This window comes from Streptomyces sp. NPDC059668 (assembly GCF_042734135.1).
GTDB lineage: Bacteria > Actinomycetota > Actinomycetes > Streptomycetales > Streptomycetaceae > Streptomyces.
In genome coordinates this window covers 23,190-37,722 of sequence record NZ_JBHWEL010000064.1, presented here as the reverse complement: position 1 = coordinate 37,722, position 14,533 = coordinate 23,190, and the positions used below count along the sequence as shown (strand labels likewise).

Sequence of the window (14,533 nt, the reverse complement as noted above, 5' to 3'; positions counted from 1 at the left end):
GCCTCATGGCACGCGACTACTACGACGTGCTCGGGGTGCCGCGCACCGCGAGTGCCGAGGAGATCCAGCAGGCCTTCCGCACGCTGGCGCGCAAGCACCACCCCGACGTCAACAAGGATCCGGGTGCCGAGGAGCGCTTCAAGGAGCTCAACGACGCCTACAGCGTGCTGTCCGATCCCAAGACCCGGCAGCGCTACGACCGCTTCGGCGACGACTTCCGGCAGATCCCGGAGGACTACGACGAGCGGGTGGCCGCGGCGGCGGGCGCCCGTGGCGGCCGGGCCGGACGGGCGGGCGGTGGCGGAGTCCGCTTCCGGAGCGCCGACGGCGCGGGCTTCGATGGCTCGGGCGTCGACTTCGAGGATCTGTTCGGCGGGATGTTCGGACGTGGCGGCGGAGGCGGCTGGGGCCCGGTGCCCGGCGCCGACCAGGAGGCCGAGATCCAGCTCGGTGTCGAGGAGGCGTACCGGGGCGGCAAGCGCAGCATCACGCTGGGCGGCCCGAACGGACAGCGCGGCTACGACGTCACCGTCCCGCGCGGTGTGGTGGACGGCCAGCGCATCCGGCTGGCCGGCGAGGGCGGCCACGGCAGCGGTGACGCGCCGCCGGGCGACCTGTATCTCCGGGTGCGCATCAAGCCCGACGGACGTTTCCGGCTGGAGGGGCGGGACATCCATGTGGTCGCGCCGGTGACGCCGTGGGAGGCGGCGCTCGGCGCGACCGTGCCGGTGCCCACCCCCGGCGGCACGGCCAAGGTCACCGTCCCCGCGAACTCCTCCAGCGGCCGCCGGCTCCGGCTGCGCGGCGAGGGCATGCCCAACCCGCGCGGCCAGGACGGCGACCTCTACGCGGAGATCCGCATCATGGTGCCGCCCGAGCCCACCGCCCGCGAACGCGAGCTCTTCGAGGAGCTGGCCGCCGTGTCCGCCTTCGACCCGAGGAGGCCCCGATGACCACCGCCCCCCGTCCCGGTGGCGCAGGCCGCCGCACCGCCACTCCGGCCGCCCCGCCGGTCCTCAACGTCCGGGTACGCGCCGCCACCCTCGGTCCGCCCCTGCGGCTCGGGCTCGACGCCGTCGCCCGCCGCTCCGGCATCCACCCGGATCTCGTACGGAGGTTCGTCGCCCTCGGCCTGGTCGACGCCACCCGGGACGCGACGGGGCGGCTGTGGTTCGACCCGTCCGCGCCCGTCGCCCTCGCCCGCATCCAACGTCTACGGGCCGCGCTCCCCCTCAACTACGCCTCCCTGGGTCTGGTGGTCGATCTGCTCGACCGGATCAGTGAGCTGGAGGACGCGCTGAGGCGCAGCAACGCCGGCTCCAGGAGGGATGAATCGTGGATATGAACCGGCTCACCCAGAAGTCCCAGCAGGCGGTGCAGGAAGCGCAGACGATCGCCGGCCGGCTGAACCAGACCGAGGTCGACGGTGAGCACCTGCTGCTCGCCCTCCTCGACCAGCCGGACGGTCTGATAGCGCGCCTCGCCGACCAGACCGGTGCCGACACTCAGGCCCTGCGCTCCGCCCTGTCGGAGGAACTGGCGCGCAGGCCGAAGGTCACCGGGCCCGGTGCCACGCCCGGTCAGGTGTACGTCACGCAGCGGCTGGCCCGGGTGCTGGACTCGGCCGAACAGGAGGCCAAGCGGCTCAAGGACGAGTACGTGTCGGTCGAGCACCTCCTGCTGGCGCTGGCGGACGAGGGTTCCCAGACCGCCGCGGGACGCCTGCTCAAGAAGTTCGGCGTCACCGAGGACGCGTTCCTGGCCGCGCTGACCCGTATCCGCGGCAACCAGCGCGTCACCTCGGCGACCCCCGAGGCGTCGTACGAGGCACTGGAGAAGTACGGCCGTGATCTGGTGGCGGAGGCTCGCGGTGGCCGGATGGACCCGGTGATCGGCCGGGACGCGGAGATCCGCCGGGTGATCCAGATCCTGAGCCGCAAGACCAAGAACAACCCGGTGCTCATCGGTGACCCGGGCGTGGGCAAGACGGCCATCGTGGAGGGTCTGGCGCAGCGCATCGTGCGGGGTGACGTGCCCGACGGCCTGCGCGACCGGACGATCTTCTCGCTCGACATGAGTTCCCTGGTGGCGGGTGCCAAGTACCGCGGCGAGTTCGAGGAACGGCTGCAGGCCGTACTGAGCGAGGTCAAGGCGGCCGAGGGACGCATCCTGCTCTTCGTCGACGAACTGCACACGGTCGTCGGCGCGGGCGGTGGTGCCGAGGGCGCCATGGACGCCGGGAACATGCTCAAGCCGATGCTGGCCCGCGGCGAACTCCACATGATCGGTGCGACGACCCTGGAGGAGTACCGCAAATACGTCGAGTCCGACGCGGCGCTGGAACGGCGTTTCCAGCAGGTGGTGGTGGACGAGCCGAGCGTCGAGGACACCGTGTCCATCCTGCGCGGGCTGCGCGAGCGGCTGGAGGTCTTCCACGGTGTGAAGATCCAGGACACCGCGCTGGTCGCGGCGGCGACGCTCAGCCACCGCTACATCACCGACCGGTTCCTGCCCGACAAGGCCATCGACCTGGTCGACGAGGCCTGCGCGCGGCTGCGGACCGAGATCGACTCCATGCCCGCCGAGCTGGACGAGATCACCCGCCGGGTGACCCGGCTGGAGATCGAGGACGCGGCGCTCGCCAAGGAGAGCGATCCGGCCAGTGCCAAGCGTCTGGAGGAACTGCGCCGTGAACTGTCCGATCTGCGGGCCGAGTCGGACGCGATGCACGCCCAGTGGGACGCCGAACGCCAGGCCATCCGCCGGGTGCAGGACCTGCGGCAGGAACTGGAGCAGGTGCGGCAGGAGGCCGAGGAGGCCGAGCGCAGCTACGACCTCGACCGCGCCGCCGAGCTGCGGTACGGCAGACTCACGGAACTGGAACGCCGGCTGGCCTCCGAGGAGGAGCGGCTCGACTCCAAGCAGGGCGACAACCAGTTGTTGCGCGAGGTGGTGACCGAGGACGAGATCGCGGAGATCGTGGCCGCGTGGACGGGCATCCCGGTCACCCGGCTCCAGGAGGGCGAGCGCGAGAAGCTGCTGCGGCTGGACGAGATCCTCACCGAGCGGGTGATCGGCCAGGACGAGGCGGTCAAGCTGGTCGCCGACGCCATCATCCGGGCCCGCTCCGGCATCCGTGACCCGCGCCGGCCGATCGGCTCGTTCCTCTTCCTCGGCCCCACCGGCGTCGGGAAGACCGAACTCGCCAAGACGCTCGCCGCGGCCCTCTTCGACTCCGAGGAGAACATCGTCCGCCTGGACATGAGCGAGTACCAGGAGCGGCACACCGTCAGCAGGCTGGTCGGAGCGCCTCCTGGATACGTCGGTTACGAGGAAGGCGGCCAGCTCACCGAGGCGGTGCGCCGCAAGCCGTACTCCGTGGTCCTGTTCGACGAGGTGGAGAAGGCCCACGCGGATGTGTTCAACACCCTGCTCCAGGTCCTCGACGACGGCCGCATCACCGACTCGCAGGGCCGCACCGTCGACTTCCGCAACACCGTGGTGATCATGACCTCCAACATCGGATCGGCGCACCTGCTGGACGGGGTGACCGCCGACGGCGAGATCAAGCCCGAGGCGCGCGCCCTGGTGCTGGGCGAGCTGCAGAGCCACTTCCGGCCCGAGTTCCTCAACCGCATCGACGACATCGTGCTGTTCAAGCCACTGGGTCTGCCCCAGATCGAGCGCATCGTGGAGCTCCAGTTCACCGATCTGCGCAGGCGCCTGGCCGAACGGCAGATCACCGTCGACCTCACGCAGGCCGCGCTAGAGCTCATCGCGCGGCAGGGCTTCGACCCCGTGTACGGGGCACGCCCGCTGCGCCGGTACATCTCGCACGAGGTCGAGACGCTCGTGGGCCGGGCGCTGATCCGCGGTGACGTACAGGACGGATCGACGATCCGGGTCGACGCGCAGAACGGCGAACTGGTCGTCACCTACGGCGAACCGGCGGCGCCGGACGTCCGGAAGGCGGCGTGAGCGTGGTGGGCACGGCTCCGGCCGGGACGGTCACCTGCGAGCGTTGCGGCCGTGGCAACCGGGTGCCGGCGGCCGCCGCGGGCACACCGCGCTGCGGGAACTGTCACGCCCCGCTGGCGTGGATCACCGAAGCCGGTGACGCGGACTTCGCGGAGGTCGCCGAGCGGGCGGGGCCGTACGTCCTCGTCGACCTGTGGGCCACCTGGTGCGGGCCCTGCCGGACGGTCAGCCCCGCGCTGGAGCAGGTCGCCCACCAGCTCGCCGGCCGGGTCAAGCTGGTCAAGGTCGACATCGACCGGAGTCCGCGGCTCGCCCAGCGCTTCCAGGTGCAGGCGGTGCCGACCCTGCTGCTGCTCGACCAGGGTGAGGTGATCTCCCGGAAGACCGGGGCGGCCCCCGCGCCGGCCCTGAAGCAGTGGGTCGAGGAGAGCCTGTCCGTTCGCCGGTGAACCCGCCCCGTGTGAGGGGTGGAGGAGGGAGACCCGCCATGGCCGACGCGCGGCCCGACCCGCATCTGTCGTACATCCGCTCCGTGACCCCGCGTACGCCGGACGGCTGCGACGAGTGCCTGCACGTCGGCTCCACCTGGCTGCATCTCAGGATGTGCCTGACCTGCGGGCACGTCGGGTGCTGCGACTCCTCGAAGCTCCAGCACGCGCGGGCCCACGCCGCCACGGCCGGTCACCCCATCGTGCAGTCGTTCGAGCCGGGCGAGGACTGGCGCTGGTGCTACATCGACCGGGCCCCGGTCTGAGGTGCGCCGGCGCCCGGCCGGCGCTCCCCCGGTCAGCGCCAGTCGGGAGCGCCCGACGCCGGGGAGGCGAGGGTTTCGATCCTCGTCCGCAGCTCCCGCATGACGGAGACGATGCGGGCCTCGTGCTCGTCCGTGAGCCGGCTGACGGGAACCGAGCAGCTCACGGCGTCGACAGCCGGTGTGTCGTAGCGCAGGGCGAAGCCGAATCCCGCGATCCCCGGCACCGTCTCCTCGCGGTCGACGGAGTAGCCGCGCTCGCGCACCCGGGCGAGATCCGCGAGCAGCGCGGCCCTGTCCGTGTGCGTGTTCCGGGTCAGGGCCGCCAACGGGTCAGCGGGGAGCGGGAGTTGCCCGTCGGGGCGTTCGGCGAGCAGCGCCTTGCCGAGGGCTCCCGCGTGGGCGGGGACCCGGCGTCCGACCCGGCTGAGGGTGCGCGGGTACTCGTGGGACTCGCGGGTCGCGAGGTAGACGACGTCCGCGCCGTCGAGCCGTGCCAGGTGGATGGTCTCGCCGAGCGTGTCCGAGGCCTCGTCGAGGCAGGGGCGCACCGCCCGTACATGGGCGTCGGCGTCGAGATAGCCGGTGCCCGTGAGCAGGGCGCGGATGCCGATGCCGTAGAGGGAGCCGGTGGTGTCGGAACGCACCCAGCCGCAGTCGACGAGGGTCTGCAGCAGTTGGTACATGCTGCTGCGCGGCACGGACAGCTCCGCCGCGAGTTCGTCCAGGCGGGCGGGCCGGTCGCCCCGCCCGGCGAGCAGTTCCAGCAGGGCGACCGTGCGGGACGCCGACTTCACGGCGCGGACCCCTCTGCTCTCGGACATGGGCCCCATCGTAAAACCGCCACGCCGCCCCATTGACCCGCGATGGTTCACCCACCTAACCTTCATCTGCATACATAAACGTCATCTGCATATGAGGATGAGAATGATGGCACGGTTCAGCACGGACGCCGAGGACGTGGCACGGCGGCTGCGGGACGGCATGGCACGCGGGGTGCTGTCCTTCCCCGTCACGAGCTTCCGGGAGGACGGCGGCCTCGATCCGGAGTCGTACCGCGCCTATCTGACCGCCCAGCTCGCGACCGCGCCGGGCGCGGTCTTCCCCGCCTGCGGAACCGGTGAGTTCTTCTCCCTGGACGAGGACGAGTACCGGGAGGTCGTCGCGGCCACGGTCGAGATCGCCGACGGGCGGCTGCCGGTGGTCGCGGGCATCGGCTACGGCTGGGCGCAGGCGCTCCGGTTCGCGCGGATCGCGGAGGAGGCGGGCGCGGACGCCGCGCTGGTGCTGCCGCACTACCTGGTCGCCGCCCCGCAGGACGGCCTGGTGGAGCAGCTGCGCCGGATCGCCTCCGGAACGTCCCTGCCGCTCATCGCCTACCAGCGGGGACAGGTCGCCTTCAACGCCGAGAGCCTGCGCCGGATCGCGGACATCCCCACGGTCATCGGCCTCAAGGACGGCCACAGCGATCTCGACCGGCTCCAGCGCCTCACGCTCGCCGCGCCCGACGACTTCCTGTTCTTCAACGGCGCCTCGACCGCCGAGATCCAGGCCCGTGCCTACGCCACCGTGGGCGTCCCCGCCTACTCCTCCGCGGTCCACGCCTTCGCGCCGGACATCGCCGACGCCTTCTTCACCGCCCTGCGGAACGGCGACGACGAGCGGACGACCGTACTGCTGCGGGACTTCTACGTCCCCCTCGTCGAGCTGCGCGACCGGGTACCGGGCTATGCCGTCTCGCTGGTCAAGGCCGCGGCCCGGCTGCAAGGCCTGCCCGTCGGTCCGGTCCGGGCACCGCTCACCGACCCCGGCCCGGACGACCTCGCCGTTCTCGCCAAGATCCTCGACGCCGGCCTGCTCCTGGCCGAAAGCGCACCCCGACCCGTCTGACCGCTCCCGGCCCGCGGTCTCCCCACCCCCGGCTCCCCCACCCACCCCGCACACAAGGACTCCGAAGACCATGGGCATCAGCCAGCCGACCGTCACCGCGTTCTCCGTCTATCCGGTCGCGGGACGGGACTCCATGGAGCTGAACCTCTCCGGCGCGCACGGCCCCTACTTCACCCGCAACGTGGTCGTCCTGACCGATTCCGAGGGCCGCACGGGGCTCGGCGAGGTGCCGGGCGGGGAGAAGATCACACGGACCCTGCGGGACGCCGGGCCACTGGTCGTCGGGGCGAAGGTGGGTGACTACCAGCGCGTGCTGCGGGAGATCGGGGCCCGGTTCGCCGACCGGGACTCCGGCGGCCGCGGTGCCCAGACCTTCGACCAGCGGACCACCGTGCACGCCGTCACCGCCGTCGAGTCGGCGCTGCTCGACCTCCTCGGGCAGCACCTGGACGTACCCGTGGCGGCGCTGCTCGGCGACGGGCAGCAGCGTGCCTCCGTACGGGTCCTCGGCTATCTGTTCTATGTCGGTGACCCCGACCGCACCGACCTGGAGTACGTCCGCGAACCCGACGCCGACGTGGACTGGTACCGGGTCCGCCACGAGGAGGCTCTGACCCCGGGAGCGATCGTCCGGCAGGCCGAGGCCGCGTACGAGCTCTACGGCTTCCGGGACTTCAAGCTCAAGGGCGGTGTCCTGCGCGGCGCCGAGGAGGTCGAGGCCGTACGGGCCCTGAAGTCCCGCTTCCCCGAGGCGCGGATCACCCTCGACCCGAACGGGGCGTGGTCGCTGCGCGAGGCGGTCGAGCTGTGTACGCCCCTGGTCGGCACCCTCGCCTACGCCGAGGACCCCTGCGGGGCCGAGGAAGGCTACTCGGGGCGGGAGATCCTGGCCGAGTTCCGGCGTGCCACCGGTCTGCCCACGGCGACCAACATGATCGCCACCGACTGGCGGCAGCTGACCCACGCCCTGGCCCTCCAGTCGGTCTCCATCCCGCTGGCCGACCCGCACTTCTGGACGATGCGCGGCTCGGTGCGGGTCGCCCAGCTGTGCCACGCGACGGGACTGACCTGGGGCTGCCACTCCAACAACCACTTCGACATCTCCCTCGCCATGGTGACCCACTGCGGAGCGGCGGCGCCGGGCGCCTACAACGCCCTGGACACGCACTGGATCTGGCAGGAGGGGCTGGAGCGGCTCACCGTCGAGCCGCCGCGGATCGTCGACGGGGAGATCGCCGTGCCGGACGCCCCCGGGCTCGGGGTCCGTATCGACATGGACCGGCTCCTCGCGGCCCACGACCTCTACCGGGAGAAGGCGCTGGGGGCGCGGGACGACGCCGTGGGCATGCGATTCCTGGTCCCCGGATGGGAGTTCGACGCGACGCGTCCGTGTCTGGTGCGTTGACGTCCGCCGTGCGGAGCATCGCCCTCCGGCGGGGTATCGCGTCCCCCACCGACGGGCTGGGTCTCAGCTCCGGCCGCGGTGCGCCGACTTCGGCATGGGGCGCGCCGGCCCCGGCGGCCGGCGCCGCGTCGGCCACCGGGCACCTGGTCCGTCGGCTCCGGCGTCAGGCGCGTTGACCACCGGATTTTTCACCGCGTGAAGGGGTCCGTTGCCCGTTCACCCTTCCGGGGAGGGACGTCGGCCTGACAGACTCCGGAGAGTGCGCGACTTCGACATGCTTGTCATAGGATCCGGCCCCGGTGGGCAGAAGGCCGCCATCGCCGCGGCCAAGCTCGGCCGCCGGGTCGCCGTCGTCGACCGGCCCGACATGGTCGGCGGGGTGTCCATCCACACCGGGACCATCCCCTCCAAGACCCTGCGCGAGGCGGTCCTCTACCTCACCGGTCTCACCCAGCGCGACATGTACGGCCAGAGCTACCGGCTCAAGGAGGACATCACCGTCGCCGACCTGACCGCGCGCACCCAGCACGTGGTCAGCCGCGAGGTCGACGTCATCCGCAATCAGCTCTCCCGCAACCACGTCTCCCTCTTCGCCGGCACCGGCCGCTTCGTGGACGACCACACCGTCGCCCTGACCGAAGCGAACGGCAACGAACAGCTGTTGACCGCCGAGCACATCGTGATCGCCACCGGCACCCGGCCGGCCCGGCCCGCCTCCGTCGAGTTCGACGGACGCACGATCATGGACTCGGACAACGTCCTCAACCTGGAGCGGGTGCCCCGCTCCATGGTCATCGTCGGGGCCGGTGTGATCGGCATGGAGTACGCCTCCATGTTCGCCGCCCTCGGCAGCAAGATCACGGTGGTCGAGAAGCGGTCCTCGATGCTCGACTTCTGCGACGTGGAGGTCATCGAGTCGCTCAAGTACCACCTGCGGGACCTGGCCGTCACCTTCCGTTTCGGGGAGACGGTCGCCGCGGTCGAGCATCATCCACGGGGCACGCTCACCGTCCTGGAGAGCGGCAAGAAGATCCCCGCGGACACTGTGATGTACTCCGCCGGCCGGCAGGGCCTGACGGACGAACTCGACCTGGACAAGGCGGGTCTGTCCGCCGACCCGCGCGGCCGGATCAAGGTCGACGAGAACTACCGCACCGAGGTCCCGCACATCTACGCCGTCGGCGACGTCATCGGCTTCCCCGCCCTGGCCGCGACCTCGATGGAGCAGGGACGAACGGCGGCGTACCACGCCTTCGGCGAACCGGTCCATCCGATGCACGACCTCCAGCCGATCGGCATCTACACCATCCCGGAGATCAGTTTCATCGGCCGTACCGAGGACCAGCTCACCGAGGACTGCGTGCCCTTCGAGGTCGGCATCTCCCGCTACCGCGAACTGGCCCGGGGCCAGATCATCGGCGACTCGCACGGCATGCTCAAGCTGCTGGTCTCCCCGGACGACCGCAAACTGCTCGGAGTGCACTGCTTCGGCACCGGGGCCACCGAACTGATCCACATCGGCCAGTCGGTGATGGGATGCGGCGGCACGGTCGACTACCTGGTCGACGCGGTGTTCAACTACCCGACGCTCGCGGAGTCCTACAAGGTCGCCGCCCTGGACGCCACCAACAAGATCCGCCAGATCGCCCAGCTCAAGGACTGACGGACGGCCCAGGCCGGACGGGGGCGGGGCGGGTCGGGAACGGCACGCCCCGCCCCCGTCCGGATCAGCGGTCCTGGACCGGGTCGAGGGGCGGCGTGCCGTGGGTGTGGAAGGACTCGATGGTCTTCAGTCCCCACGCCTGTCCCCTGGCCCGCTCGGCCTCGGTCCAGGTGATCAGCGGCCAGTCGGGGGCCAGGACGAGCCGGGTGAGCGGGTTGCACAGTTCGACGCGGTTGCCGCCCGGCTCGTAGACGTAGAGGAAGAACGTCTGCTGGATGGCGTGCTTGTGCGGGCCGGTCTCGATGAACACGCCGGTGTCGAGGGCGAGGTCGGCGGCGCGCAGGATGTCCTCACGGGTGTCGGTGGCGAACGCGATGTGATGCAGCCTCCCGCGTGATCCGGTCCGGTCCTCGGTGTAAACGACGTCGTACGACTTGTCCGTGAACGTCAGCCACTTCGCGGCGATCCTGCCGGTGTCCAGCCGGATCTGCTCGGTCGGCCGGGCACCGAGGGGACGGTGGTGGAAGTCGGCGTTGGCGGCGACGTCGGCCGCGAGGTAGTTGACGTGGTCGAGACGGCGTACGCCCACGCCGTGGCCCGGCTTGGCCTGGGGCTGGTTCTTCAGTCCCGGCCGGAGCTCGTCCGGGGCCCGGTACCACTCCGACTCCCAGTACAGGGCGATCTCGTGGCCGTCGGGGTCGGTGGTGACGTACAGCGGGCCGAGGCCCGGCTCGTCCTCGGTCCAGTGGCCCTCGTGGCCCGCGGCCTCCAGTTCCTGGACCCTGCGCCGCAGTGCCTCCTCGCCTGAGGCGCGCAGCGCGGTGCGGCGCAGGCCCGAGGTCCGGTGCGCGGTGAGGACCAGGCTGTGGTGCTCGTAGTCGTCCCAGGTCCGCAGGTAGACCGAGTCACCACGGCGGCCGTTGACCGTCAGGCCGAGATAGTCGGTGAAGAACCGCAGACTTCCGTCCGGGTCCGGGGTGAGCAGTTCGACGTGCCCGAGGTGGGCGATGTCGCCTAGGGGCGGGGCCATCCAGGCCTCCTCACAGGTGAGCTGTGGCTGCGGCCGGCCGGGGGAAGACCGTGCCGTCGAAGATCTTTCGTGTGGTGCGGACGACGGCGGTGCGCCGGACCACCGGGGTGGCGCCGTCGGCGTGTTGGCCGACGGCGGCCTCGATGTCGAGGAATCCCGCGGGGTGTTCGATGCGCAGCAGGTCCCCGTGGGCGGGCAGCCGGGCGATGCCGTCGCCCACACCGCCCCCGACGCGCAGGCCCGCGGCGACGCCGGCGGCGCCGAGCACACCGATGGAGGGGTGGCAGCGCACCGGGATGAAGGTGCGGGTCATGACCGCGCCCCCGTGCAACGGCGGGGCGAGCAGGCTGAGTTTGGGAACGGTGGCCGCCGCCGCGTCACCGAGGCCCATCAGTTCTCCGGCCTCCCGCCGGATCGCGCGCAGCCGGCCGGCGAGCGCGCGGTCCGCCTCCAGGTCCCCGGGTTCCTCGTATCCGGTGATGTGCAGGGCACAGGCGGCGATCAGTACGGTCGGCATCCCGTTGTCCACGCAGGTCACCGGGGTGCCGGCCGCGGTGTCGCGGGCGTGTCCGGTGGGCAGCAGCGGACGGGGGCCCGGCGGGAACTCGATCATCACGGGGGCGGCGGTACCCGGCACGCCGGAGATCTCGGCCGTACCGGTGTAGTCGACGCGGCCGCCGGGTGTGGCGAAGGTGGCGACGGCGAGGTCTCCGGAGTTGACCATGCGGATCCGTACGGAGGTCCGCTCCTCCCCCGCGTCGACCAGTCCGCGTTCGACGGCGAACGGGCCGACCCCGGCGAGCAGGTTGCCGCAGTTCTGCCGGCCGGAGACCTCGGGACCGTCGACGCCGACCTGGAGGAACAGGTAGTCGACGTCCGCCTCGGGGCCGGCCGACGCGGAGATCACGGCCACCTTGCTGGTCAGCGGGTGCGCGCCGCCGAGGCCGTCGATCTGGCGCGGGTCGGGGCTGCCCATGACCCGCAGCAGCAGGTCGTCGCGTGCGCCGGGACCGGGCGGGAGATCGTCCGCCAGGAAGTAGGCGCCCTTCGAGGTGCCTCCGCGCATGAGCATGCAGCGCACTTCCTCGCCCGCGCTCATGAAGCGGTTCCGTCGCGGACGTCGGGGGCGCACTCCTCGTAGGACTGGTACCGCACCCCGAGTTGTCCGAGGGTCTCGCGCAGGCCGTAGCGGTCCAGGCCCAACTGGCCTTCGGCGAAGGCCGTTCGGGTGGCGTCCTCCTTGGCGGCGCGGGCCTCGGCCGCCCTGACGGCCGTGCCGGACCGTTCGCGGGGCACGCACACCACGCCGTCGTCGTCGGCGACGATCACGTCCCCGGGCCGGACGATCTGGCCGCCCAGCACGACGGGCAGGTTCACCGAACCGGCCGTGGCCTTGACCGTGCCCCGCGCGCACACCGCCGTCGACCACACGGGGAAACCCATGGCGCGCAGGTCGGCGGTGTCGCGTACCCCGGCGTCGATGACCAGGCCGCGCACCCCGCGGTGCTGGAGCGCGGTGGCGAACAGGTCGCCGAACATGCCGTCGGTGGAAGGTGAGGTGGTGGCGACGACGAGGATGTCGCCCCGCGCGCACTGTTCGACGGCCGCATGGATCATGAGGTTGTCGCCGGGCCGGCACAGCGCCGTGACCGCGGTGCCCGCGACGCGCACGTCCTGCTGGATGGGCCGGAACCCGGGGCCGAGGCTGCCGCGCCGGTCCATGCCCTCGTGCACGGTGGCCACGCCGTGGCCGGCCAGCGCCTCGACGTCCTCGGCGTGGGCGCGCGGCGGATTGGTGATGATCAGGCCGCTCACACCAGCTCCTCCGTGACCTGTGGGTAGGGGCGCATGTAGGCCTCGCCGTAGGTGGCGTGAGGCAGACCGAGGTGGGGACCCGCGTTGCGCCTGAGCTGCACGCCGCGCCGCCTGCCCAGGTCGGTGTAGTACTCCCACAGGTGCCGTTGGGTGGCCAGGCACTCCATGGCCTCGCGCTTGGCCTCCCACACCGGGGTGATGTCGAGGAGGACCTCCGGCCTGAAGCCGCACATCTCCGGCTGGTGCGGTTCGAAGAAGAACACCGGCGGGGCGCCGATGACCTCGCCGTCGGCCGGATAGCCGCCGGCCTGGGCCAGGACGCGCGCGTCCAGCGCCATCCGCGCGGCGGCCGGGTGGTCGCCGTTGTAGGGGTCGTCCCGGGGGTGGGTCAGCACCACGTCGGGCCGGGTGTCACGGTAGATCCCCACCAGGCGGTCGGTCAGTTCCTGGGTCACCGGCAGGGGGTAGTCGCCCGCGTCCAGGAAGCGGACCCCGGCACCGAGCGCCGCGGCCGCCGCCTCGGCCTCGGTGCGGCGCATCTCCTTGATCTCCGCCAACTTCCGCCCCTCGCGCCAGGCTTGGGCGGACTCACCGCGCTCCCCGTAGGTGAGGCACGCGATGGTCACCTTCTCCCCGCGGGAGGCGGCCAGGGCGATGGCTCCCCCGGCCCGCCAGACGAAGTCCCCGGCATGTGCGGTGATGACGAGCGTCGATCGTGGGGTGGTGGGCCCCTTGCCGTGCGTCATGGCTCACATCTCCTTGGTGGACAGGCCGGCCCGCCCGCCCCCGGGACGTCATTGGCGCAGTGCGTCGATGACTCCCGCGAGGTGGCCGCGGACGGCCGCTTCGGCCGCCTGCGGGTCCCGGGCCCTGATCGCCTCGATCATGGCCAGGTGCTCGCTCAGGGACTGCTGGGGACGTCCGGGCCGCAGCGCGAGCTGGAAACGGTGGCGCACCAGCTGTCCGTTGAGCCGCTCCAGCAGCTCGACGGCGACCCGCTGGCCGGAGAACTCCCTGATCCGGCCGTGCAGTTCGTGGTTGAGCCCGGAGTAGACCAACGGCTCACCGTCGGCGACCGCCTTCGACATCGCCGTTCCCAGGCGGGCCAGTTCGGCGAGCTGTTCCTCCGTGGCCGCCATGGCCGCCTTGGCCGCGCACAGGCCTTCGAGGGCCATTCGGCATTCGGTGATGGCCACCGCTTCCTCGACCGTCACCACCCGCACGCGCGAGCCGCGGTTGCGGATCCGCTCGACGAGCCCCTCCGACTCCAGCTCGATCAGCGCCGCCCGGACGCTGGCCCGGGTGACATCGAACCGCTCGGCGAGTTCGTTCTCCACGAGCCGTTGGGCCGGCGCCATCTCGCCCAGCAGGATCGCCTGCCGCAGCTCCGCCAGTGCGTGCTTCCTGGCCTGCTCGCCGGTGCCCGGACGGGCTTCCTTCGGCATCGTGCCCTCCCTGAGTGAGTGCCTTTCGAACCTAAAACCAGGCCTCGAAGATTGTCAACAATTTTGTCCGGTATCTTGCCGACATGCCCTGCCGGCACCGCGGTCGGCCGCCACGACAACGTCGGACCGGCCCAAGCGTCCCATGGGTGTCGCGCGGTTCCGCGACGGCCGGGCACGGTCGACGGGCGGTACCGTCACCCGCCCCGGCCGCCCGATAAAGCACGTCGCGCGGCCGTCGTCCGTGGCCGATCCGGGGCTGCTTCGGCCACCGCTCCGGGCACCTTTTCGCCGACGCCTCCGACTCCCTCATCACCCGCAGGGCGTGACGGCCGACGACGCCTTCCCGGACGGGCGCGCCCGTCGCCTCCGGATGCCGGCCACGGTGCGACGGTCACGGTCCCGCCCTGACCCGCGTACGGCGGGGGCGCGCGAAGGCTCCGGAAAACACCTGAGCCCCGCCCGGCGGTACGGGAGCGGGGGGGGGGGGGGTGGCCGCGCGCGCCCTGGATCGGGTCGCGTTTTTTAAATAACGTTTCCAACTTTAGCGTGGTTTTAT

At 71.7% G+C, this 14,533-nt stretch carries 14 protein-coding genes; 8 read left to right on the top strand and 6 right to left on the bottom strand.

Features of this window, described 5'->3' with window-relative positions; genetic code table 11:
- The first annotated feature begins 5 nt into the window (after positions 1-5).
- The 5 genes from ACFV2J_RS32965 to ACFV2J_RS32945 are packed head-to-tail and all read left to right on the top strand — an operon-like array spanning position 6 to position 4,732.
- Entirely contained in the window at positions 6-953 is a 948-nt protein-coding gene (locus ACFV2J_RS32965; protein ID WP_385094368.1) for a DnaJ C-terminal domain-containing protein, read from the top strand.
- Positions 950-1,345, top strand: a complete 396-nt coding sequence (locus ACFV2J_RS32960; RefSeq protein WP_385094364.1) for a chaperone modulator CbpM — start codon at positions 950-952, stop codon at positions 1,343-1,345. Before ACFV2J_RS32965 ends, ACFV2J_RS32960 begins: the two co-directional genes overlap by 4 nt.
- Positions 1,336-3,978: an ATP-dependent chaperone ClpB gene (clpB, locus tag ACFV2J_RS32955; RefSeq protein WP_385442078.1), complete on the top strand. Its 2,643-nt coding sequence runs from the start codon at positions 1,336-1,338 to the stop codon at positions 3,976-3,978. The genes ACFV2J_RS32960 and clpB overlap by 10 nt, the downstream gene beginning before the upstream one ends.
- A gap of 5 nt (positions 3,979-3,983) precedes the next feature.
- Complete coding sequence (gene trxA, locus ACFV2J_RS32950) at positions 3,984-4,427, top strand: thioredoxin (RefSeq protein WP_385089915.1); 444 nt, start codon at positions 3,984-3,986, stop codon at positions 4,425-4,427.
- 38 nt (positions 4,428-4,465) lie between these two features.
- A complete protein-coding gene (locus ACFV2J_RS32945) occupies positions 4,466-4,732 on the top strand; it encodes a UBP-type zinc finger domain-containing protein (RefSeq protein WP_385442075.1) in 267 nt (88 codons plus the stop codon).
- Between the two features lie 32 nt (positions 4,733-4,764).
- Here the strand turns inward: ACFV2J_RS32945 and ACFV2J_RS32940 are convergent, their stop codons facing one another.
- A complete protein-coding gene (locus tag ACFV2J_RS32940; RefSeq protein WP_385089892.1) occupies positions 4,765-5,553 on the bottom strand; it encodes an IclR family transcriptional regulator in 789 nt (262 codons plus the stop codon).
- 106 nt (positions 5,554-5,659) lie between these two features.
- Here ACFV2J_RS32940 and ACFV2J_RS32935 point away from each other — a divergent pair, with 106 nt between their 5' ends.
- The 3 genes from ACFV2J_RS32935 (at position 5,660) to sthA (ending at position 9,687) form a co-directional block, all read left to right on the top strand.
- Complete coding sequence (locus ACFV2J_RS32935) at positions 5,660-6,619, top strand: 5-dehydro-4-deoxyglucarate dehydratase (protein WP_385089894.1); 960 nt, start codon at positions 5,660-5,662, stop codon at positions 6,617-6,619.
- Between the two features lie 76 nt (positions 6,620-6,695).
- A complete protein-coding gene (locus tag ACFV2J_RS32930; RefSeq protein ID WP_385089918.1) occupies positions 6,696-8,024 on the top strand; it encodes an enolase C-terminal domain-like protein in 1,329 nt (442 codons plus the stop codon).
- 259 nt (positions 8,025-8,283) lie between these two features.
- On the top strand, positions 8,284-9,687 hold the full coding sequence (sthA, locus tag ACFV2J_RS32925; protein WP_385089897.1) for a Si-specific NAD(P)(+) transhydrogenase: 1,404 nt from the start codon (positions 8,284-8,286) through the stop codon (positions 9,685-9,687).
- 64 nt (positions 9,688-9,751) lie between these two features.
- Here sthA and ACFV2J_RS32920 read toward each other — a convergent pair whose 3' ends face one another.
- The 5 genes from ACFV2J_RS32920 to ACFV2J_RS32900 are packed head-to-tail and all read right to left on the bottom strand — an operon-like array spanning position 9,752 to position 13,977.
- On the bottom strand, positions 9,752-10,717 hold the full coding sequence (locus ACFV2J_RS32920; RefSeq protein WP_385089900.1) for a catechol 2,3-dioxygenase: 966 nt from the start codon (positions 10,715-10,717) through the stop codon (positions 9,752-9,754).
- A 10-nt stretch (positions 10,718-10,727) separates the two neighbouring features.
- On the bottom strand, positions 10,728-11,816 hold the full coding sequence (locus ACFV2J_RS32915) for a 4-oxalomesaconate tautomerase (RefSeq protein WP_385089903.1): 1,089 nt from the start codon (positions 11,814-11,816) through the stop codon (positions 10,728-10,730).
- Positions 11,813-12,532: a 4-carboxy-4-hydroxy-2-oxoadipate aldolase/oxaloacetate decarboxylase gene (locus tag ACFV2J_RS32910; RefSeq protein WP_385089906.1), complete on the bottom strand. Its 720-nt coding sequence runs from the start codon at positions 12,530-12,532 to the stop codon at positions 11,813-11,815. Before ACFV2J_RS32910 ends, ACFV2J_RS32915 begins: the two co-directional genes overlap by 4 nt.
- A complete protein-coding gene (locus ACFV2J_RS32905) occupies positions 12,529-13,278 on the bottom strand; it encodes a PIG-L deacetylase family protein (protein WP_385089909.1) in 750 nt (249 codons plus the stop codon). The genes ACFV2J_RS32910 and ACFV2J_RS32905 overlap by 4 nt, the downstream gene beginning before the upstream one ends.
- 48 nt (positions 13,279-13,326) lie before the next feature.
- A complete protein-coding gene (locus ACFV2J_RS32900; protein ID WP_385089912.1) occupies positions 13,327-13,977 on the bottom strand; it encodes a GntR family transcriptional regulator in 651 nt (216 codons plus the stop codon).
- Positions 13,978-14,533: the final 556 nt, after the last annotated feature.

What these genes read in the sequence shown, in the direction of transcription:
- ACFV2J_RS32965 (WP_385094368.1), top strand. Translation starts at nt 6, where the DNA reads ATGGCACGCGACTACTACGACGTGCTCGGGGTGCCGCGCACCGCGAGT.
- ACFV2J_RS32960 (WP_385094364.1), top strand. Translation starts at nt 950, where the DNA reads ATGACCACCGCCCCCCGTCCCGGTGGCGCAGGCCGCCGCACCGCCACT.
- ACFV2J_RS32945 (WP_385442075.1), top strand. Translation starts at nt 4,466, where the DNA reads ATGGCCGACGCGCGGCCCGACCCGCATCTGTCGTACATCCGCTCCGTG.
- ACFV2J_RS32940 (WP_385089892.1), bottom strand. Translation starts at nt 5,553, where the DNA reads ATGTCCGAGAGCAGAGGGGTCCGCGCCGTGAAGTCGGCGTCCCGCACG.
- ACFV2J_RS32935 (WP_385089894.1), top strand. Translation starts at nt 5,660, where the DNA reads ATGGCACGGTTCAGCACGGACGCCGAGGACGTGGCACGGCGGCTGCGG.
- ACFV2J_RS32920 (WP_385089900.1), bottom strand. Translation starts at nt 10,717, where the DNA reads ATGGCCCCGCCCCTAGGCGACATCGCCCACCTCGGGCACGTCGAACTG.
- ACFV2J_RS32915 (WP_385089903.1), bottom strand. Translation starts at nt 11,816, where the DNA reads ATGAGCGCGGGCGAGGAAGTGCGCTGCATGCTCATGCGCGGAGGCACC.
- ACFV2J_RS32905 (WP_385089909.1), bottom strand. Translation starts at nt 13,278, where the DNA reads ATGACGCACGGCAAGGGGCCCACCACCCCACGATCGACGCTCGTCATC.
- ACFV2J_RS32900 (WP_385089912.1), bottom strand. Translation starts at nt 13,977, where the DNA reads ATGCCGAAGGAAGCCCGTCCGGGCACCGGCGAGCAGGCCAGGAAGCAC.